General features: G+C 66.4%; 19 protein-coding genes, 1 tRNA gene and 1 pseudogene. 16 read left to right on the top strand and 5 right to left on the bottom strand.

Annotation, left to right across the window (positions count from 1 at the left end):
* Positions 1 to 2: 2 nt before the first annotated feature.
* Entirely contained in the window at positions 3 to 458 is a 456-nt protein-coding gene (locus ACN2C7_RS12770) for a DUF805 domain-containing protein (RefSeq protein WP_419317346.1), read from the top strand.
* Positions 459 to 532: 74 nt separating this feature from the next.
* Positions 533 to 940 (top strand): DUF805 domain-containing protein, encoded by a 408-nt coding sequence (locus ACN2C7_RS12765; protein ID WP_419317345.1) that lies wholly within the window; start codon positions 533 to 535, stop codon positions 938 to 940.
* Here ACN2C7_RS12765 and lipB read toward each other — a convergent pair.
* The gene (lipB, locus tag ACN2C7_RS12760) at positions 937 to 1662 is read right to left on the bottom strand and encodes a lipoyl(octanoyl) transferase LipB (protein ID WP_419317344.1); all 726 of its coding nucleotides are present in this window, start codon (positions 1660 to 1662) and stop codon (positions 937 to 939) included. The two genes, ACN2C7_RS12765 and lipB, sit on opposite strands and share 4 nt — an antisense overlap.
* A 71-nt stretch (positions 1663 to 1733) precedes the next feature.
* Here lipB and ACN2C7_RS12755 point away from each other — a divergent pair, with 71 nt between their 5' ends.
* From ACN2C7_RS12755 to ACN2C7_RS12730, 6 genes are all read left to right on the top strand, one after another.
* On the top strand, positions 1734 to 1985 hold the full coding sequence (locus ACN2C7_RS12755) for a FliM/FliN family flagellar motor switch protein (RefSeq protein WP_007670373.1): 252 nt from the start codon (positions 1734 to 1736) through the stop codon (positions 1983 to 1985).
* Positions 1986 to 2023: 38 nt separating this feature from the next.
* A complete protein-coding gene (locus ACN2C7_RS12750) occupies positions 2024 to 2419 on the top strand; it encodes a hypothetical protein (protein WP_419317343.1) in 396 nt (131 codons plus the stop codon).
* 90 nt (positions 2420 to 2509) lie between these two features.
* Positions 2510 to 2596: transfer RNA gene (locus tag ACN2C7_RS12745), tRNA-Leu, on the top strand.
* Between the two features lie 153 nt (positions 2597 to 2749).
* Entirely contained in the window at positions 2750 to 4204 is a 1455-nt protein-coding gene (gene mgtE, locus ACN2C7_RS12740; protein WP_419317342.1) for a magnesium transporter, read from the top strand.
* A gap of 102 nt (positions 4205 to 4306) precedes the next feature.
* A complete protein-coding gene (gene spmX, locus ACN2C7_RS12735; protein ID WP_419317341.1) occupies positions 4307 to 5581 on the top strand; it encodes a lysozyme-family localization factor SpmX in 1275 nt (424 codons plus the stop codon).
* 77 nt (positions 5582 to 5658) lie between these two features.
* On the top strand, positions 5659 to 6813 hold the full coding sequence (locus tag ACN2C7_RS12730; protein WP_419317340.1) for an isovaleryl-CoA dehydrogenase: 1155 nt from the start codon (positions 5659 to 5661) through the stop codon (positions 6811 to 6813).
* Between the two features lie 104 nt (positions 6814 to 6917).
* Here the strand turns inward: ACN2C7_RS12730 and ACN2C7_RS12725 are convergent.
* Together ACN2C7_RS12725 and ACN2C7_RS12720 are read right to left on the bottom strand one after the other, a co-directional pair.
* A pseudogene (locus ACN2C7_RS12725) lies at positions 6918 to 7003 on the bottom strand (hypothetical protein).
* A gap of 94 nt (positions 7004 to 7097) precedes the next feature.
* Positions 7098 to 7265: a hypothetical protein gene (locus ACN2C7_RS12720; RefSeq protein ID WP_419317339.1), complete on the bottom strand. Its 168-nt coding sequence runs from the start codon at positions 7263 to 7265 to the stop codon at positions 7098 to 7100.
* A 142-nt stretch (positions 7266 to 7407) separates the two neighbouring features.
* On the opposite strand from ACN2C7_RS12720, the gene ACN2C7_RS12715 reads away from it, so the two are divergent.
* Positions 7408 to 8184: a methyltransferase domain-containing protein gene (locus ACN2C7_RS12715; RefSeq protein ID WP_419317338.1), complete on the top strand. Its 777-nt coding sequence runs from the start codon at positions 7408 to 7410 to the stop codon at positions 8182 to 8184.
* Here ACN2C7_RS12715 and ACN2C7_RS12710 read toward each other — a convergent pair.
* Positions 8162 to 9934 (bottom strand): patatin-like phospholipase family protein, encoded by a 1773-nt coding sequence (locus ACN2C7_RS12710; protein WP_419321469.1) that lies wholly within the window; start codon positions 9932 to 9934, stop codon positions 8162 to 8164. The two genes, ACN2C7_RS12715 and ACN2C7_RS12710, sit on opposite strands and share 23 nt — an antisense overlap.
* A 179-nt stretch (positions 9935 to 10113) precedes the next feature.
* On the opposite strand from ACN2C7_RS12710, the gene ACN2C7_RS12705 reads away from it, so the two are divergent.
* The 5 genes from ACN2C7_RS12705 to ACN2C7_RS12685 all read left to right on the top strand — a co-directional run bounded on the left by ACN2C7_RS12705 (position 10114) and on the right by ACN2C7_RS12685 (position 15528).
* Positions 10114 to 11706, top strand: a complete 1593-nt coding sequence (locus tag ACN2C7_RS12705; protein ID WP_419317337.1) for a carboxyl transferase domain-containing protein — start codon at positions 10114 to 10116, stop codon at positions 11704 to 11706.
* Between the two features lie 2 nt (positions 11707 to 11708).
* Positions 11709 to 12251 carry a GNAT family N-acetyltransferase gene (locus ACN2C7_RS12700; RefSeq protein WP_419317336.1) on the top strand — a complete coding sequence of 181 codons (543 nt, stop codon included), beginning with the start codon at positions 11709 to 11711 and terminating at the stop codon, positions 12249 to 12251.
* The gene (locus ACN2C7_RS12695) at positions 12248 to 13087 is read left to right on the top strand and encodes an enoyl-CoA hydratase-related protein (RefSeq protein ID WP_419317335.1); all 840 of its coding nucleotides are present in this window, start codon (positions 12248 to 12250) and stop codon (positions 13085 to 13087) included. Before ACN2C7_RS12700 ends, ACN2C7_RS12695 begins: the two co-directional genes overlap by 4 nt.
* A 61-nt stretch (positions 13088 to 13148) precedes the next feature.
* A complete protein-coding gene (locus tag ACN2C7_RS12690; protein ID WP_419317334.1) occupies positions 13149 to 15110 on the top strand; it encodes an acetyl/propionyl/methylcrotonyl-CoA carboxylase subunit alpha in 1962 nt (653 codons plus the stop codon).
* A 19-nt stretch (positions 15111 to 15129) separates the two neighbouring features.
* Positions 15130 to 15528 carry a DUF1489 family protein gene (locus ACN2C7_RS12685; RefSeq protein ID WP_419317333.1) on the top strand — a complete coding sequence of 133 codons (399 nt, stop codon included), beginning with the start codon at positions 15130 to 15132 and terminating at the stop codon, positions 15526 to 15528.
* Positions 15529 to 15702: 174 nt separating this feature from the next.
* On the opposite strand, the gene panC is transcribed toward ACN2C7_RS12685, so the two are convergent.
* The gene (gene panC / locus ACN2C7_RS12680; protein WP_419317332.1) at positions 15703 to 16566 is read right to left on the bottom strand and encodes a pantoate--beta-alanine ligase; all 864 of its coding nucleotides are present in this window, start codon (positions 16564 to 16566) and stop codon (positions 15703 to 15705) included.
* 203 nt (positions 16567 to 16769) lie between these two features.
* Here panC and ACN2C7_RS12675 point away from each other — a divergent pair, with 203 nt between their 5' ends.
* Positions 16770 to 17606, top strand: coding sequence for a division plane positioning ATPase MipZ (locus tag ACN2C7_RS12675; RefSeq protein ID WP_419317331.1), 837 nt, complete (start codon positions 16770 to 16772; stop codon positions 17604 to 17606).
* A 39-nt stretch (positions 17607 to 17645) separates the two neighbouring features.
* Complete coding sequence (locus ACN2C7_RS12670; protein ID WP_419317330.1) at positions 17646 to 18071, top strand: J domain-containing protein; 426 nt, start codon at positions 17646 to 17648, stop codon at positions 18069 to 18071.
* Positions 18072 to 18083: the final 12 nt, after the last annotated feature.

Genomic DNA, 18083 nt, shown 5'->3' with positions numbered 1-18083 from the left:
TCGTGACGCTCACTCAGAAACTGTTCGGCTTCTCCGGCCGGCTGCGTCGACGTGATTTTTGGGTCCTCTGGATCAGCTGCACGCTGACGGCTGCAGTTCTTGTCGTGATCATCACGAGGAGCTTTGGCATCCAGATGAGCGATCAGGAACGGCAGCTCATCCCGCTGGCGACCCTGTGGCCGACCTACGCCCTGCTTGCCAAGCGAATGCATGATCGAGACCGCTCAGCCTGGTGGGCGCTTCTGCTGCTCGTCCCCGAACTGGTCGGCTATGTTGGCGCCTTGGTCGATCTGCCGCAGATGATCCTGTTGCCGAGCAAAATCACCGGCGGCTTGGTGGCTTTATGGTTCTTTTTCGAGTTTGGCTTTCTGGAGGGAGCCTCGGGCGACAATCGCTTCGGGCCTTCGCCAAAGGCTCAGGTTGCTCTCGCCCCCTTGCCGGCGACGGGAGCCGCTTAGTCGCCCTTCCGGCTTCGTCGCTGAACGCCTAGATTGGCCCACGCGGCGCTCGTGCCGACTCGGAGCCAGGGCACATGAACGGTCAGACTGAATGGGCGGAACTGTTTCTGTCGTCCAACGGGCGGCTGTCGCGCACCCCGTTTCTGATCGCCGCCGCCGTGCTGATCGGCTTCACGGTGATCTATGAGGCCATAGCGGGCTACACCCTGCACTGGCTGACCGGCTGGCTGGTCTATCCGGCCCTGCTGTTCTCGGGCGCCTGCATCCTGTCCAAGCGCTTGCATGACCGCGGCCGGTCGGGCTGGTTCGCCGCCCTGATCCTGGTGGCCGTTGTGGCCGTGTGGCCGCAGCCCGAGCACTTCCTCGACTTCGTGTTCTCGATCGCCATCCTGTGGGCGATCGTCGAACTGGGCGTCATGGGCAGCGAGCAGGGGGCCAACCGCTACGGACCCAGCCCGCTGAAGAGCACGGTCTCGATCTAAACCGGCGCTGCCGCGTCCTCCACCGGCCCAAACACCCGCTGGAAGCTGGCCTTCAGGGCTGCGTCGGCCTCGTCCATGGTCACCGGCAGGCCCAGATCGACCAGGCTGGTGACCCCGTGCTCGGTCTGGCCGCAGGGCACGATGCCCGAGAAGTGGCCAAGGTCTGGCTCCACGTTCAGGCTGATGCCATGAAAGCTGACCCACTTGCGCAGCTTGACCCCGATGGCGGCGATCTTGTCTTCGCGCGACCAGCCCGCGCCCTTGCGTTCGACCCAGACGCCGACCCGGCCCTCGCGCATCTCGCCGACCACATTGAAGGCGGCCAGGGCGTCGATGATCCAGGCCTCCAGCGCCTCGACAAAGGCGCGCACGTCGCGGCCGCGCCTGGTCATGTCCAGCATCACATAGGCCACACGCTGGCCGGGGCCGTGATAGGTGTACTGGCCGCCGCGCCCGCTCTCGAACACCGGGAAGCGGTCGGGCTCGATCAGGTCCGCGCCCTTGGCCGATATGCCGGCGGTGTAGAGCGGCGGATGCTCCAGCAGCCAGACCAGTTCGCCTGCCGTTCCCTCGGCGATGGCGGCGGCGCGCGCCTCCATGGCGGCAACGGCTGCCGGGTAGGGGACATAATCGGTCGAAACCGCCCAGCCCACGGGCGCGCCGTCGCTGCGCCCCAGAAGCGGGTTTCCTTTATTTTCAAGGCTTAACGGGCGATCAAGCATACGGCCCTATTCTTGCAATCTCGATGCCGCGACCAAGAATGGTCGAGAGTCGATTTTAGGGGCCTTAGTTCGTGAGCCAGGTCAACGCCGTCAATGTCGAGATCTCCGTTCTTTTGGGGCGCTCGATCCTACCCATGCAGCAGCTGCTGCGCATGGGCCGCGGCGCGGTGATCCCGCTGGACGCCAAGACCAATGACGAGGTCTGGATCCTGGCCAACAACCACCCCATCGCCCGCGGCGAGATCCAGATCAGCGACGATCGCATCGCCATTCAGGTGACGCGCGCTGCTGATGTCTATGACTACATGGCCGGCGGCGTTTAGGCCTAGCCATTCGCACTAGGGTTGTGGCTAGCTAGGCCATGATCCGAGTGCTTGGCATCGTCATTCTTCTGACTGTCCTTCCGGCCACTGCGTGGTCGGGCAAAGGCAATCGTTCCGGATTCTATGACAATCTCCGATACATAGATGAGGCGGACGATTACGTCGGTGCTCGCCTTGATGTGCGAGACGGCCCCAATCCGACAGTTGAGTTCGAGCTCTGCGAGGGCTGGTGCAATGGGGCTGAGGTTTTCCCGGCCAGGATCCTGGGTGACCAGATTCAGTTCACCTATCTGTCTCGTTGGATCGACCAAGCGGGCGCCGCAGGGGCAGACGCAATCCCCGTCTCGGGGCGCTTTGTGAGGCGCGGCGTGATGTTGAAAGTCGGCGATGCGCCGCCGGAGCTGCTTCGCTTGCGGCGTGCGAAAGCCAACTGAGCTGGGTCGCGCCTTCGCACAGACAAGAGAGTCGCAACTCTGCCCTTTCCAAACCAGATTCAGTTTGCTACCAGCCGCCCCTCACCACGTGCGGTCGTGGCGGAATTGGTAGACGCGCAGCGTTGAGGTCGCTGTGCCCGAAAGGGCGTGGAAGTTCGAGTCTTCTCGACCGCACCAGGTGAAACTGACTAGAGCGCGCTTGGCGAAATCGGTTTCCGACTCGCTGGGCGCGCTCTAATCGTTTCTGGGCTTGGCTTTCCTTGGGGAAGCCGGTCTCGCCCCTATCGGAACACGCCAGCACGCCACGCCCACAGAGCTCAGGAGGCCCCCATGACCCGGGACATCGCCGAACTGACCGACGACGCGCTGGACAAGGCTCCGTTCCCCCAGGTCGCCCTTCCCGAGGATCTTGAAGACCTCGCCCTCGGCGACGACTACGCGCTCAATCCCGAATATGTCGAGATGGTGATCGACGCCGCCGACAGCGGCAATACCGAGCGCCTGCGCGAGCTGGTCGGGGCCCTGGAGCCCGCCGACGTCGCCGACCTGATGGGCTTTCTGTCCTCGGCCTATCGCGAAGAGGTCATTCCGCTCCTCGATCCCGAGGCGCTGGGCGAGATCATCTCGGAGATGGACGAGAATCTTCGCGAGGAGATCCTTGAGGCCACGCCCTCGGTAGCCCTGGCCCGTGCGCTGGAAGAACTCGACACCGACGACGCCGCCGACGTCATCGACGATCTGGACGACACCAAGCGCTACCAGGTGCTGGCCGCCATGGGCGAGATCGATCGCGCAGCGATCGAGACCACCCTGTCCTATGAGGACGAGACCGCCGGCCGCCTGATGCAGCGCGAGTTCCTGGCGGCTCCCGAGTTCTGGACCGCCGGCCACACCATCGACCACGTACGCGAGGCCGGCGACTCGCTGCCCGAGCTGTTCTTCGACGTCTATGTGGTGGATCCGACCTACAAGCCCGTCGGCGCCATTCCGATCAGCCTGTTGCTGCGCAGCCGCCGCGAGACGCGGCTGGCCGACCTGATGGAGGCGGTGACCGAAATCCAGGTCGAGATGGACCAGGAAGAGGTCGCCTACATCTTCGACAAGTATCACCTGATCAGCGCCCCTGTCGTCGACCCGGGCGGCCGGCTGGTGGGGCAGATCACGGTCGACGACATCGTCGAGGTCATCCGCGAAGAGGCCGAGGCGGACATCCTCGCCCTGGCCGGCGTGTCGGACGCCGGTCGCGACGCGACCGTGATCGACATCGTCCGCGCGCGCCTGCCGTGGCTGCTGCTGAACCTAGTCACCGCCAGCATCGCCGTCAGCGGCGTGGCGGTGTTCCAGGAAGAGATCGCCCAGCTGGTGGCCCTGGCCATCCTGATGCCGATCGTCTCGTCCTTGGGCGGCAATGCGGGCACCCAGAGTCTGGCCGTTGCCGTGCGCGCCCTGGCCAGCAAGGAGCTGACCACAGCCAACGCCCGCCGGATCGTGCTGCGCGAGGTTTCCGTGGGGCTGGTCAATGGCCTGTGTCTTGCCCTGGTGATGGGCGGGGCCACCTATCTGGTCTTTGGTCCGGAGGATCAGCACGGCAAGCTGGCGATCATCGTGGGTCTGGCCTTGGTGACCAACATCTTCACGGCCGCCGTCGGCGGCATCCTGGCGCCCCTGGCCCTGGAGAGGATGGGACGGGATCCGGCGGTGTCATCGTCAATCTTCGTGACTTTCCTCACGGATTTCACGGGATTTTTCGCGGTCCTGCTGATCGCGGCCCTGCTGCTCCACTAAAAAATTGGTTCGCCCGTCACGGGAACACCCAAACCGGCCCCTATCTTGCCGAGAGAGAGACGAACGCAACTGCGTCTGTCTCAAACTGGGTCATTCTCCGCGATGAAACCGCGTCATCAGGTCTCCCGCGCCGCCGTCGATCTCATCAAGAGATTCGAAGGCTACCGGATGAAAGCCGCTCAGCTCCCCGATGGGCGCTGGACGATCGGTTACGGCCATACCCTCACCGCGCGCGGTGGGGCGACCGTTTCGGAAAAAGACGCCGAGGCCCTGCTCCTCTACGATCTGATCTCGGTGGCCCATGCGGTCAACGAACAGACCTATTCGCCGCTGAACCAGAACCAGTTCGATGCGCTGGTCTGCTTCGCCTTCAATATCGGGCTCGACAACTTCGTCCGCTCCGGCGTCCTTCGCCGGATCAACGAGGGCTCGCTGCTGCAGGCCGCCTGCGCGATGGAGATGTGGCGCAAGGCCGACTTCGAGGGCGAGCGGATCGTCATCGACGCCCTGGTCCGTCGCCGCTCGGCCGAGAAGGCTCTGTTCCTGACTCCGGCCGATGGTGTGTGGATCGCCGCGCCCAGCCCGATCCTGCGGCCCAAGGTCGACTACGACGCCAGCTGCGCTGTGCCCAAGCAAACGCCGGCCACGGTCATGGCCCGCTTTGAAGGCGACCGCGCCGTGGTCGAGCGCGAGGACGGCGCGCCTCTGGCGATCGTCGTTCCCGACGAGGAAGGCCCGACCGCCAGCGAACAGGCCGCCGCCGCCGTCGGCGCGCGTCTTGAGGCGATCCTGGCCGATAAGCCTGCGCCGGTCGCGGCGCCTGTGGCCCCCGCCGTCGTTCGCGACGATCTGGTGCTGCCCGAACCGCCGGTTCCGGCCGCCGCGCCGCTGGCCGCCGTTCTCTACGAAGATTTCGAAGAGACCGTCAGCGCGCCGTTCCGCCTGACCCCGGAGCCCGTCGCCCCGGTCGCGCCGCAACCGATCGCTCCGGTCGTTGATTTCACGCCGCCGACGCCGGCGCCTGTCGTCGAGCCCACCCTGTTTGAGACCGCTACGCGGACCTCGCCCTCGGTGTTCAATCTGGACGGCTTCTCGACCAGCGAAGACGTGGCCCTCAGCGCGCTGGATGTGCCGTTCGCCGAGCCGGAAGCGCCACGTTTTGGCAATCTCAGCCTGCTGGTCAGCCTGGGCGTGCTGGGCCTGGCGATGTTCGGCGGCGGGGTTCTGTGGATCCTCACCGTCGCCTCGGGCCCGGGCTTCTCGCAGATCAAGATGTTCGGCTATGGCGCCAGCATGATCGGCGCGATCTGCTTCGTGGTTTCGGCCTATCTGCTGCTGCGCAAGCTGGCGGGTCCCGACGAGGCCGACCAGGACTGATCCCGGCTGAAAAGCTGGTGAGCATGAACGCCCGTGGGTCTCGTTGATCCGCGGGCGTTTGTGCTATGCGAGTGCGCATGATGACAAATTCCGCACCCTCGATGGACTTCGCGCTGGGCGAAACGGCCGACGCGATCCGAGACACCACCGCCCGCTTCGCGGCCGACAAGATCGCGCCGATCGCGGCCCGGATCGATGAAACCAACGAGTTCCCGCGGGAACTGTGGGTCCCGATGGGCGACCTTGGCCTACACGGCATCACCGTCGAGGAAGAGTTCGGCGGCCTGGGCCTGGGCTATCTCGAGCACGTCATCGCCATGGAGGAGATCTCCCGGGCCTCGGCCTCGGTAGGCCTGTCCTATGGGGCCCACTCCAATCTGTGTGTGAACCAGATCCGCCGCTGGGGCACGACCGAGCAGAAGAACCGCTATCTGCCCAAACTTATCAGCGGCGAGCATGTCGGCTCTCTGGCCATGAGCGAGGCCGGTTCAGGCTCTGACGTGGTCTCGATGAAGCTCCGCGCCGAACTGAAGGGCGACCGCTATGTGCTGAACGGCACGAAGTTCTGGATCACCAACGCGCCGCATGCCGACACGCTGGTGGTCTATGCCAAGACCAGTGATCGCGGCATTACCGCCTTCCTGATCGAGAAGGGCATGAAGGGCTTCAGCGTCAGCAAGAAGCTCGACAAGATGGGCATGCGCGGCTCCGACACCGCCGAGCTGGTGTTCGAGGACTGCGAAGTTCCCGAAGAGAACGTCATGGGCCCGGTGGGCGGCGGCGTGGGCGTGCTGATGAGCGGCCTGGACTACGAGCGCGCGGTGCTGGCCGCCGGGCCCCTGGGCCTGATGCAGGCCTGTCTTGACGTGGTTCTGCCCTATGTCCGCGAGCGCAAGCAGTTTGGCCAGGCGATCGGTTCGTTCCAGCTGATGCAGGGCAAGGTGGCCGACATGTATGTCGCCCTGAACTCGGCCCGGGCCTATGTCTATGCCGTGGCCAAGGCTTGCGACGCGGGCAAGACCACGCGCTTTGACGCCGCCGGCGCGATCCTGCTGGCCTCGGAAAACGCCGTGCAGACCTGCCTGGAGGCCATCCAGGCCCTGGGCGGCGCGGGTTATACCCGGGAGTGGCCGGTCGAGCGGTTCCTGCGCGACGCCAAGCTGTACGACATCGGCGCCGGCACCAACGAAATCCGCCGCTTCCTGATCGGTCGCGAACTGGTCGGCGGTTGACCTTCAAGGCATGAAAAAGGGCCGTTCCGATTGCCCGGAACGGCCCTCCATCGTCGTGGCCGCAGTGCGCGGCGTGACTGAAACCTTGGAGCGATTCAACGCCTCTAGGCGGATACCTCGATCTTCAGGCTCCAGGTCACGATGCGCGACCTCGGTTGGAGACAATGAGACACTGGTCACCTCCTTTCAGATGTTGAACAACACAAGGGGAGTATGAGCGCGAATTTCGCGAAGAGGGAAGTGGCTATTCTCGCGACCGCTTGACGCAGCCTTGCCGCCTGAAATCAGGACGCCAGCAGCTTGAGGCCCACAACAACCGCCGCCCAGAACAGCAGTGTCGCGCCGATCATCATCGGGCGGGGCAAGTAAAGCCTGTGAGAATGGGGCGGCATCATCCCCGCCGCATCCTTGCGGCGATCAACGACCATCGTGAGCTTGACGGGCCGAGGCATGGATCGGTGTCCTTCCCAAAGGTCTCTCTATCGGAGACCTGACTTAGATATACGGTGAATCGCGCATTAACAAAGACGTTAACGAGTGCTGCGCTGTCTCCGGCGCGCGCCAATTGTCGCACCCGAAGTGAAGGCCACGTCTATGCCTGTCTGGAACCCCGACATCTACGCCCTGTATCGGAGCTATCGGGAGCGACCCGCGCTCGATCTTTTGACGGCGCTACCGCGTGACGTTGATCCAATTCAGATCTGGGACCTGGGCTGCGGCGCGGGCGAGCAGGCGGCGCTGCTGGCGGCGCGACACCCCGCTGCGACCGTGCACGGCCTGGATTCAAGTCCCCAGATGCTGGAGCGGGCGAGGGGGCTTTCCACCCGGGTGGACTGGGTTCTGGGCGATATCGCCAGCTTCGCGCCCGATCACCCGGTCGACCTGCTGTTCACCAACGCCGCCCTGCAATGGGTCGACGACCATGCCGTCCTGTTTCCGCGCCTGGCGAACGCCCTGGCGCCGCGCGGCGTGCTGGCCTGCCAGATGCCGCTGGTGACCGAGGTAGCCTGGCGCAAGACCCTGGGCGAGATCGCCGCGACCGGTCCCTGGGCCCCGCGACTGGCCAGCGTCCAGGGTGTGCGGCCCACCCACGATGCGCGCGACTACTACGCCTGGCTGGCGCCGCTGTGTCCCGAGATCGATATCTGGACGACCACCTATCTGCACGCCCTGCACGGCCAGGATCCGATCGTCGACTGGACGATGGGGACGACGCTTTTGCCCTATCTGGACGCCTTGACCGACGCTGAGGAGAAGGCGGCGTTCCTAGACGCCTGGCGGGCGCGGCTGGCGCGCGACTATCCGCGCCGTGAGGACGGCGTGACACTGTTTCCGTTCACCCGGATGTTCATCCTCGCCCGACGGGATTGAGCGCCGTGCGGGCGCGTTCGGCCAGGCTGGGGCGGCGGCGCAGGTCGGTGACCGGCCTGTCCAGCCCGTCGAGGGCGATGCCGGCCGCGATCTTGCCGGCCGCGACGGCCGGCGCAAAGGCCCGCCAGTCCCGGATATCGATCTTGTCCAGTTTCGGCGTGATCAGCACGTCGGAGGCTTCGCGGCTGGCGGCCAGGTCGCGGCCTGTCGAAACGGTTGCGGCGCGCATCAACAGGGCCACGATGGGCGGTCCCTTGCGCCATTCGCCCGACCAGATCCACTTCCACAGGGACGCCGGCGCGACCACGTCCTCGTCGGTAATGCTGCGACCGCGCGTGACGTCCACCCCGACGATAGGCCCCAGCTGCATCGAACGCATGACGTCAGCCGGGAAGTTCTTCATCACTGCGCCATCGACCAGCACCGCGCCGTTCTCGCACACCGGGGGCAAGACGCCGGGCAGGGAAATCGAGGCGCGCAGGGCGTCATGCAGTCGCCCGCGCCGGTGCAGGTGATAGGAGCCCGATGTCAGGTTCGAGGAGACGCAGAAGAAGGGCAGCCACAGATCGCTGATCTGGACGTTGCCAAAGTGCTCCTCTAACCGCGCCTTGACCTTGTCGCCACGGGTCATGGCGATCATCGGGAAGGCGATGTCGTCGAGGGGGCTGGAGTCGACGAAGGCGTGGCGAATGCGGGTTTCCATCTCGCCGTCGTCCCAGCCCATGGCCAGGCCCGCCGCGATCACCGCGCCCATCGAGGCGCCGCCGACGAAGTCGATGGGAACGCCGCGCTCGCGCAGGGCTTCAATGGCGCCGATATGGGCATAGGCCCGTGCGCCGCCGCCCGACAGCACCAGGCCTACCGACTGCCCGGTCAACATCCGAGCCAGACGCTGCACGTCGGCCATCCCGTTCTCGCGCAGATGGAACAGCCGCGCCGCCTTGGTGGCCTCCATCCAGGCCTCCGAGCCCTGGGGCTGCTTGAGGCTGCTCGATTGCAGCAGGATCAGGTCGACTAGCCGCTGGGCCTGCAACGGGCCGGAGGCGTAGGACGGAATAGCGTCGGGCGGCGTGCGTTCTCCGTGTCCAATGCGAAACAGCCGGTCGACCTGGCGGCCCACCACATGCTTCCACTGGGTCTCGTCGGCCTCGGCCACATAGAGAACGAAGTCGTGCTCGCGCTCGACATTGCTGAACCACTCGGTCGGCGCCAGCTGCGACTCGGCGCCTTCGACCGTCACGGAATAGCCGAGGGCTTCCATGCAGCGCGCCAGCCGTTCGACGACGGGCCGGATCGCCTGACCGGGCTCGACGGCGATGAAGCCGAAGACCGACGGATCGCCGATTGCCGCGTGGGTCTGGGCCTGGCGGGCGCGACGGATCATCAGCCGCGACAGTTCCAGCATCACCGTCGGGTCGTTCTCTGCCGCCTCGAAGAAGTCGGCGCGGGGCAGGGCCAGAACCTCGCTGTCCCGCAGCGCCACAAGATTGGCCGAATGCGGGGTGCCGCCGATCAGGGCCATTTCGCCGGCCGGTTCGCCGGGGCGGATCACCCCCAGGAACTGAGGCTCCTGGCCTTCCTCGCGCCGAAAGGCGCCCAGGCGGCCGGTGCGCAGGAAATACAGTTGGTCGGCTTCCTCGCCCGGGGCATATAGCGTCGCGCCGCCAGGCAGAGAGAACCACGACGCCACCCCATCGCGCCGCTCACGGGCGAACAGGCGCGCCAAGGCAGAGTCGTCGAAGGCGTCCAGAGTCGTTCCCACGACGGGACGCTAGCTTGAATGGCAAGGCTTGACCATCGCGGTGCGATCGGTCCGAACTGTCGCGCCCTGGCCAAGACCGTTCGCGGAGGGTTTTCGCGGATTACTGCTGGGCGAGAGGCGAAAACTACCGCCTTTCGGGTTTGAAAGTAAAAGGCTATGCCGCTCACATGCCGAAGCTGAACTCCGTTATCGATCCGTCCGGCGAGACCTTCGCCCGCAACGCCGCCCACAATCGCGGCCTTGTCGAAGAGCTGCGCCAGCGGGTGGCCACGGCCGCCCTGGGCGGTTCCGAAGCGACCCGCCAGCGCCATGTCGCGCGCGGCAAGCTGTTGCCGCGCCAGCGCGTCGAGCGGCTGCTCGACCCGGGTTCGCCGTTCCTCGAGATCGGTCAACTGGCGGCCTGCGACCTCTATGCTGGCGAGGCCCCCGGCGCCGGCGTGATCACCGGCATCGGCCGGGTGTCGGGCCGTGAGGTGATGATCGTCGCCAACGACGCCACCGTGAAGGGCGGCGCCTATTTCCCGATGACGGTGAAGAAGCACCTGCGCGCCCAGGAGATCGCGGCCCAGAACCGGCTGCCCTGCGTCTATCTGGTCGACAGCGGCGGCGCGAACCTGCCCCACCAGGCTGAAGTCTTCCCCGACCGCGACCACTTTGGCCGCATCTTCTTCAACCAGGCCCGGATGAGCGCGGCGGGCATCGCCCAGATCGCCTGCGTCATGGGATCCTGCACCGCCGGCGGCGCCTATGTGCCGGCGATGAGCGACGAGACCGTCATCGTCCGCGACCAGGGCACCATCTTCCTGGCGGGCCCGCCGCTCGTGAAGGCCGCCACGGGGGAAGTCATTTCGGCCGAGGAACTGGGCGGGGCCGACACCCATGGCCGTCGCTCGGGTGTCGTCGATCACGTGGCCAATGATGACGAGCACGCGCTGGAGATCGTCCGTTCCATCGTCGCCAACCTCAACACCACCAAGCCCGCCGAACTGGTGATTACCGAGACCAGGGCGCCGCTGTTCGACGCCGAGGAACTCTACGGCATCGTCCCGACTGACGTCCGCGCGCCCTATGACGTCCGCGAGGTCATTGCTCGCATCGTCGACGGCAGCGAGTTCGACGAGTTCAAGGCGCTGTATGGCACCACCCTGGTCTGTGGCTTCGCCCGTATCTGGGGGCAGCCGGTGGCGATCCTGGCCAACAACGGCGTGCTGTTCAGCGAGAGCGCCGTCAAGGGTGCGCACTTCATAGAACTGGCCTGCAAGCGCAAGATTCCACTGGTCTTTCTGCAGAACATCTCGGGCTTCATGGTCGGCGGAAAGTACGAGGCCGGCGGCATTGCCAAGGACGGCGCCAAGCTGGTCACGGCCGTCGCGTCGGCCGAGGTGCCCAAGTTCACCGTCCTGATTGGCGGCAGCTTCGGGGCCGGCAACTACGGCATGTGTGGCCGGGCCTATTCGCCCCGTTTCCTGTTCACCTGGCCCAACAGTCGCATCTCGGTGATGGGCGGCGAGCAGGCCGCCAGCGTGCTGGCCACCGTCCACCGCGACGCCGCCAAGTGGACCGACGAGGAAGCCGAGGCCTTCAAGGCTCCGATCCGCCAGAAGTACGAGGACGAGGGCAATCCCTACCACGCCACCGCGCGCCTCTGGGATGACGGGATCATTGATCCGGCTCAAACTCGCGACGTCCTGGGTCTGGCCATATCGGCCAGCCTCAACGCGCCGATCCCGGAGACGACGTTCGGCGTCTTCCGGATGTAGTTATGACTGCCGCGCCCCATCCTCGTCTGGCTCCCTGGACCGAGACATTGTTTCCCGCCTGGGAAGCGCTGAACCGTGATCCACTGGTCGCCTACTGGCTGGGCGGTGCAATGAGCGCCGCGCAGAGCCGCGCCACGTTCGAACGCGTGGCGTCGGGTCTGGTCGACGACGGCTGGGGGATCTGGGCGGTGCTGGATGAGGCCGGCGAGGCCGTGGGCGCGGCGGGGCTGCACGCCCTGGACGGCGCCCTGGGGTTCAAGGGCGTCGAGGCCATGTGGCGTCTGAGGTCCGACGCCGTGGGGCGCGGCCTGGTCTCGGGCGTCATGCCGGCGATCCTCGCCGACGGCTTCGGGCGTTTGCCTGTCGAAGAAATCGTGGCCTTTACGGCCCGCTCGAACGTTCGGTCCCAGGCGGTCATGCGGCGGCTGGGGTTCCTGCGCGACGAGCACAGGGATTTCGATCATCCGGGCCTGTCTCAGGACCACCCGCTGCGACCGCATGTGATGTACTGTCTGCCCAGAGTTCAGGAAGGCCCAGACCGATGACCAACCCTATCGCCGATCCGATTGTCGAAGTTCCCGACACCGACGCCGTGAGCCCGCTGGTTCACCTGGAAAGCACGCCTGAAGGGGCGGTGACCGTCTGGATCAACCGGCCCGAAAAGAAGAACGCCTTCGACGCGGCGACCATCGCGGCCCTGCGGGAGGCATTCGAGACCCTGCACGGCGCCGAGGGCGTCCGGGTGGTGTTCCTGCGCGGCATGGGCGGGGCGTTCAGCGCCGGCGCTGACCTGAGCTGGATGGCCGACGCGGTCGACTGGAGCGAGGACGACAACCGCCTCGACGCCCTGGAACTGGCCCACATGCTCAAGGCCCTGCACGACGTGCCGGCCCTGACCGTAGCCCTGGTCGAAGGCCCGGCGTTCGGCGGCGGCGCCGGTCTGGTCGCGGCCTGCGATCACGCCATGGCCACGGCGGACGCCACCTTCAGCTTCTCGGAGGTCAAGCTGGGCCTGACCCCCGCGACCATCAGCCCCTATGTCATCGCGGCTCTGGGCCCGCGCACGGCCAAGCTGCTGTTCGCCACGGGCCGGGTATTTGATGCGGATGCGGCCTGGAGCTACGGCCTGGTCGATGAAGTGTTCGACGATGTCGCCGGCCTTGAGGTGGCGCGCGACGCCCTGATCGAGGAGATGGTCGCCTGCGCCCCCGGCGCGATCGGCGACGCCAAGGCGCTGGTCAACGACTTCGCTGATCAGAAACTCGACAAGGGCCTGATCGAGGAGACCGCCAAGCGCATCGCGCGCCGCCGCGTGTCCGAAGAGGGCCAAGAGGGCGTGCGGGCCTTCCTGGCGCGTCGCAAGCCGTCCTGGACGGAATAGACTGAATTCAACTGACCCTGCTCCTCTTCACCCTTTCCCAGATCTAGGTCCTTTCCCTCCCGTGATCTCTTCCGTCCTCATCGCCAACCGGGGTGAAATCGCCCGCCGGATCATCCGCACCGCCAAGGAACTGGGGGTGCGGACCATCGCCGTCTATTCGGAGGCCGACGCCGACGCGCCGTTCGTGATGGAGGCCGACAGCGCCATCCTGATCGGCGCGGCGCCGGCGCGGGAGAGCTATCTGGTTCCAGAAAAGATCCTGGCGGCCGCCCGGCAGATGGGGGCCGAGGCGATCCATCCCGGCTATGGCTTCCTGTCCGAGAATGCCGACTTCGCCCAGGCGGTGCTCGATGCGGGTCTGGTCTGGATCGGCCCGCCGCCCAGCGCCATCCGCGCCATGGGCCTCAAGGACGCCGCCAAGAAGGTGATGATCGCCGCTGGCGTACCCACTACGCCGGGCTATCTGGGCGACGATCAGTCCGTTGAGCGCCTGGCCAGGGAAGCGGCCATCATCGGTTACCCCGTGCTGATCAAGGCCGTGGCCGGCGGCGGCGGCAAGGGCATGCGCAAGGTGCTGGCGGCCGCCGACTTCGCCGAGGCCCTGGCCTCGTGCCAGCGCGAGGCGGCCGCCAGCTTCGGCGACCAGCGCGTGCTGCTGGAGAAATATGTCACCCGCCCGCGCCACATCGAGGTGCAGGTGTTCGGGGACAGCCACGGCAATGTCGTCCACCTGTTCGAGCGCGACTGCTCGCTGCAGCGCCGCCACCAGAAGGTCATTGAGGAGGCCCCGGCCCCCGGCATGGACGAGGCCACCCGCCAGGCCGTCTGCGCCGCTGCGGTCAAGGCCGCCAAGGCCGTGAACTATGTCGGCGCCGGCACGGTCGAGTTCATCGCCGACGCCAGCGAAGGCCTGCGCGCCGACCGCATCTGGTTTATGGAGATGAACACCCGGCTGCAGGTCGAGCATCCCGTCACCGAGATGGTCACCGGCCAGGACCTGGTCGAATGGCAGCTGCGCGTCGCGTCTGGCGAGCCCTTGCCCCTGGAGCAGGACGAAATCGAACTGGACGGCTGGGCGATGGAGGCTCGCCTCTATGCCGAGAACCCGGTCACCGGCTTCCTGCCCAGCACCGGCAAGCTGAAGCATTTCCGCTTGCCAGAGGGCGATGTGCGCGTCGACAGCGCGGTGGAGGAGGGCGGCGAGGTCTCGCCGTTCTACGATCCGATGATCGCCAAGCTGATCGCCCATGGCGTCGACCGCGAGGACGCCGCCCTGCGCCTCGCCGAGGCCTGCGGCCTGGTCGAGGTCTGGCCGGTCAAGACCAACGCCGCCTTCCTGGCCCGTTGCGCGAGTCATCCGGATTTCGTCGAAGGCCGGATCGATACGGGCTTCATCGAGGCTCGGCTGGACGAACTGGTCGGGCGCACCTTCTCTGACGCCCCGACCCTGGCCGCTATCGGCCAGCGCCTGGAAGGCTTTATGGATGCCGATCAGCCCAAGGCCGATCCGTTCGTCAGCGCGCCATCGCGTTTGCTGGGCTTCCGCATGAATGCGCCCCGCGCGGCCATGGACCTTCCGATGAGCATCGACGGCCGCAAGGTTCCGTTGCGCGTCGCCCTGGCCGGCGGCCGCGGTGATGACTGGTCCTGGGACATCACCGTCGATGACTGTCGGGCTCTGGACGATGTCGATGTCCTGCCCGGCGCGCATGGCGATGGCCCGCTGCGGGTGTTCGAGGGCGGCGACGTCCAGGAGTTCGACTTCAACTACCAGGGTGGCGACGCCCATTCGGCCGCCTCGGATGGCGCAATCCTGTCGCCCATGCCGGGCAAGATCGTCTCGGTGGCGGTCGAGGCGGGCCAGAGCGTCGTAAAGGGCCAGACCCTGCTGACTCTGGAAGCCATGAAGATGGAGCACGCCCTGGCCGCGCCGTTCGACGGCGTGGTCGCCGAGCTGTCGGCCGTGGCCGGCGGTCAGGTCAGCGAGGGTGTGGTGTTGGCCAGGCTGGAACCGGTGGCCTGAACCGCGCTAACAACCGCCCATGCCCCTGCACATCATCAAGCTGGTCGTCGGTTGCGATACGATCGAGGACCTGCTCGCCTGGCACAAGACCGGCGAGCCGTGGATCATGCACACCCGCATGACGCCCAAGCGCGTCGACGAGGTGCTGGATGGCGGCTCGCTTTATCGCGTCTTCAAGGGCCAGGTCCTGTGCCGCCAGAAGATCCTGGCCATCGACACGGTGGGCGAGGGCGCGGCCAAGCGCTGCGAGGTGACGGTCGATCCGCCGATCATTCGTGTGGTTCCGCAGCCCAGGCGGGCCTTTCAGGGCTGGCGCTATCTGCCAGCCGAGGATGCGCCGGCCGATCTGACGGAAAGCGAAGCCGCTGAGATGCCCCTGGATCTGGCCCGCCAGCTGCGTGAACTGGGCGCCTGGTAGATTTTAGCGCGATCGTTAGCGAAAAAACAACCCCAAGGCGTGCAATCTGCTTGCAGAAACATAGAGGGCAAGTCGATGAGGGCGTTGTACGCAGTGATCGGCGTGGGTCTGATGTTCGTCAGTCTGGTGGTGGGGCTGCTGATCGCGCTGCACCCGATGGACTGATCCTGCAGGTCAGCCCACGGCCATGTTGTCGATCAGACGGGTCTTGCCCAGCCAGGCAGCGACCAGGATGCGACCGTGCGCGTCTCCGATCGGGCCGGGCCCCAGCTTCGACAGATCAGACGCCTCGCGGATATCCAGATAGTCGATCGGGCCAAAGCCGGCGGCGTTCAGCGCGGCCTTGCCCGCAGCTTCCGCCTCATCGATAGCTCCGCCCTCCGACACAGCCTGGGCTGCGGCGCGCAGGGCCCTTGGCAGGGCGGCGGCGATCTGGCGTTCCTCGGCCGACAGATAGGCGTTGCGGGAAGACAGGGCCAGGCCGTCCTCGGCGCGGGCGGTGGGGGCCGAAACGATCTCGACCGGGAGGTCCAGGTCGCGCACCAGGCGCTTGATGACCTGCAGTTGCTGGTAATCCTTCTCGCCGAACACCGCGTAGTCGGCCTGACACTGGATCAGCAGCTTGGCCACCACGGTCGCCACGCCGCCGAAGAACTGCGGACGGGCCGCGCCCTCCAGCGGTTCGGACACGCCCGAGACCTGGATCGCGGTCGAGAAGCCCGGGGCATACATTTCACCGGCCGAGGGCGCGAACATCAGGTCGCACCCGACCGAGGCCAGCTTTTCGGCGTCGGCAGCCTCGCCGCGCGGATAGGCGTCGAAGTCCTCGTGCGGAGCGAACTGCCTGGGATTGACGAACACGCTGGCCACCGTGCGACGGGCCTTGGTCTGGCCCAGCTTGATCAGGGTCAGGTGGCCTTCGTGCAGGGCGCCCATGGTCGGAACCAGGGCGACCTGATCTCCGGCGGCCTTCCAGGCGGCGACGTGGTCCCGCAGATCGGAAACGGTGCGAACGATGGTGGGGGAAGCTTGGGGCATCGACGGCCTGCTGTGCGAACTGGCGTCGGCTTATGGCCGAGGGGGGCGTCGGCGTCCACCTTGCCGCCCAGGCAACCACGGGTGCGGCGCCCCCTGCGACAAAAGGGCCTGTGGAACAATGCGATGACCTCTCGGCTGAGCCATTGCGTGCATGTTAACCTTTCATCGACCGCGCGAGTCGCGGTGGATGAAGGAGCGAGCACATGGCTGAGACGCGCGTGATCGTGGTCGGCAACGAAAAGGGTGGGGCGGGCAAGTCCACTATCGCCGTGCACCTCGTGACGGCCCTACTCTACGGCGGCCTCAAGGTGGCGGTGATCGACCTGGACCTGCGTCAGTGCACCTCCATGCGCTTCTTCGAGAACCGCCGCGCCTGGCTGGAAAACAAAAAGCTGCCTCTGCCCGAGCCCATCCAGCTTCGGCTTAGCGAGGACGACATCGCCCTGGCCGCCGCGCCCGAGAGCGAGCAGGTCGAACGCTTTGAGATCGCCTTCGCCCGCGGCCTGGAAGAGGCCGATTTCGTCCTGATCGACACCCCCGGTGGCGACACCGCGATCTCGCGCCTGGCTCACAGTCGGGCAGATCTGATCGTCACCCCGATGAACGACAGCTTTGTCGACTTCGACATGCTGGGTCACGTCGATCCGGTGACCATGGAACTGACCACGCCCAGCCTCTATTCGCAGTCGGTCTGGGAGGCCCGCAAGGCGCGCGCCATGAGCGGTCAGCGCCAGGCGCTGGACTGGGTGGTGCTGCGCAACCGCCTGGCGACCACCGAGGCCCGTAACCGCAAGCGTCTGGAAGACCGCCTGACGGCGCTGGCCAAGCGGGTCGGCTTCCGCATGGGGCCGGGCCTTCGCGACCGCGTGATCTATCGCGAACTGTTCCCCTTCGGCCTGACCATCGCCGACCTGTCACCCCAGGTTCGCCCGGTGCCGGTTTCGCTGCAACACTTGGCCGCGCGCCAGGAACTGCGCGCCCTGATGCATTCGCTTGGTCTTTCAGCCTATTCCGGGGAAACTCTGCTCGCCGCTCAGTAGGGGCCCCTTGGGGGCTGCCTGAGCGCGTCCGGAATCGCGATGATCTATCTGTTGCTTGGCGGCATCGTGTTGGCCCTGGTGTTCTGGGGTAGCAGAAAGCCGTTTCTGAAAGGGGACGGCTGGCGAGTCGGCGCCGGCGTCGCCGCCCTGGCCGCCTTCGCGGGCGCGGCCTACACCACCATTCGCGGCGGTTGGGGCACGGGCATCGTCCTGGGCATTATCGGCCTGTGGAGCGCCTCCGAGGCGCGTCGGCGGCCCGTCACCCGCAAGGCCGCCTCACCAGCAGAGTCAGGGCCGACCCTCACTGAAGCCCGCTCGATCCTTGGCGTCGGTCCGGACGCCACCGCGGGGGAAATCCGCTCTGCCCATGCTCGCCTTATCCGCCTGGCCCACCCTGACAAGGGCGGCACGGCCGGACTGGCGGCGCAGCTCAATGCGGCGCGCGACCGTCTTCTGAAGCCTTAGCGGTCAAAAAAG

Origin of the sequence: Caulobacter sp. ErkDOM-E, from assembly GCF_048541895.1 — a bacterium.
GTDB lineage: Bacteria > Pseudomonadota > Alphaproteobacteria > Caulobacterales > Caulobacteraceae > Caulobacter.
This window is presented reverse-complemented; position numbering and strand designations above follow the sequence as displayed.

Coding starts and splice junctions, on each gene's coding strand:
- ACN2C7_RS12765 (WP_419317345.1), top strand. CDS start 533: ATGAACGGTCAGACTGAATGGGCGGAACTGTTTCTGTCGTCCAACGGG.
- lipB (WP_419317344.1), bottom strand. CDS start 1,662: ATGCTTGATCGCCCGTTAAGCCTTGAAAATAAAGGAAACCCGCTTCTG.
- ACN2C7_RS12750 (WP_419317343.1), top strand. CDS start 2,024: ATGATCCGAGTGCTTGGCATCGTCATTCTTCTGACTGTCCTTCCGGCC.
- mgtE (WP_419317342.1), top strand. CDS start 2,750: ATGACCCGGGACATCGCCGAACTGACCGACGACGCGCTGGACAAGGCT.
- spmX (WP_419317341.1), top strand. CDS start 4,307: ATGAAACCGCGTCATCAGGTCTCCCGCGCCGCCGTCGATCTCATCAAG.
- ACN2C7_RS12730 (WP_419317340.1), top strand. CDS start 5,659: ATGATGACAAATTCCGCACCCTCGATGGACTTCGCGCTGGGCGAAACG.
- ACN2C7_RS12720 (WP_419317339.1), bottom strand. CDS start 7,265: ATGCCTCGGCCCGTCAAGCTCACGATGGTCGTTGATCGCCGCAAGGAT.
- ACN2C7_RS12715 (WP_419317338.1), top strand. CDS start 7,408: ATGCCTGTCTGGAACCCCGACATCTACGCCCTGTATCGGAGCTATCGG.
- ACN2C7_RS12705 (WP_419317337.1), top strand. CDS start 10,114: ATGCCGAAGCTGAACTCCGTTATCGATCCGTCCGGCGAGACCTTCGCC.
- ACN2C7_RS12700 (WP_419317336.1), top strand. CDS start 11,709: ATGACTGCCGCGCCCCATCCTCGTCTGGCTCCCTGGACCGAGACATTG.
- ACN2C7_RS12695 (WP_419317335.1), top strand. CDS start 12,248: ATGACCAACCCTATCGCCGATCCGATTGTCGAAGTTCCCGACACCGAC.
- ACN2C7_RS12685 (WP_419317333.1), top strand. CDS start 15,130: ATGCCCCTGCACATCATCAAGCTGGTCGTCGGTTGCGATACGATCGAG.
- panC (WP_419317332.1), bottom strand. CDS start 16,566: ATGCCCCAAGCTTCCCCCACCATCGTTCGCACCGTTTCCGATCTGCGG.
- ACN2C7_RS12675 (WP_419317331.1), top strand. CDS start 16,770: ATGGCTGAGACGCGCGTGATCGTGGTCGGCAACGAAAAGGGTGGGGCG.
- ACN2C7_RS12670 (WP_419317330.1), top strand. CDS start 17,646: ATGATCTATCTGTTGCTTGGCGGCATCGTGTTGGCCCTGGTGTTCTGG.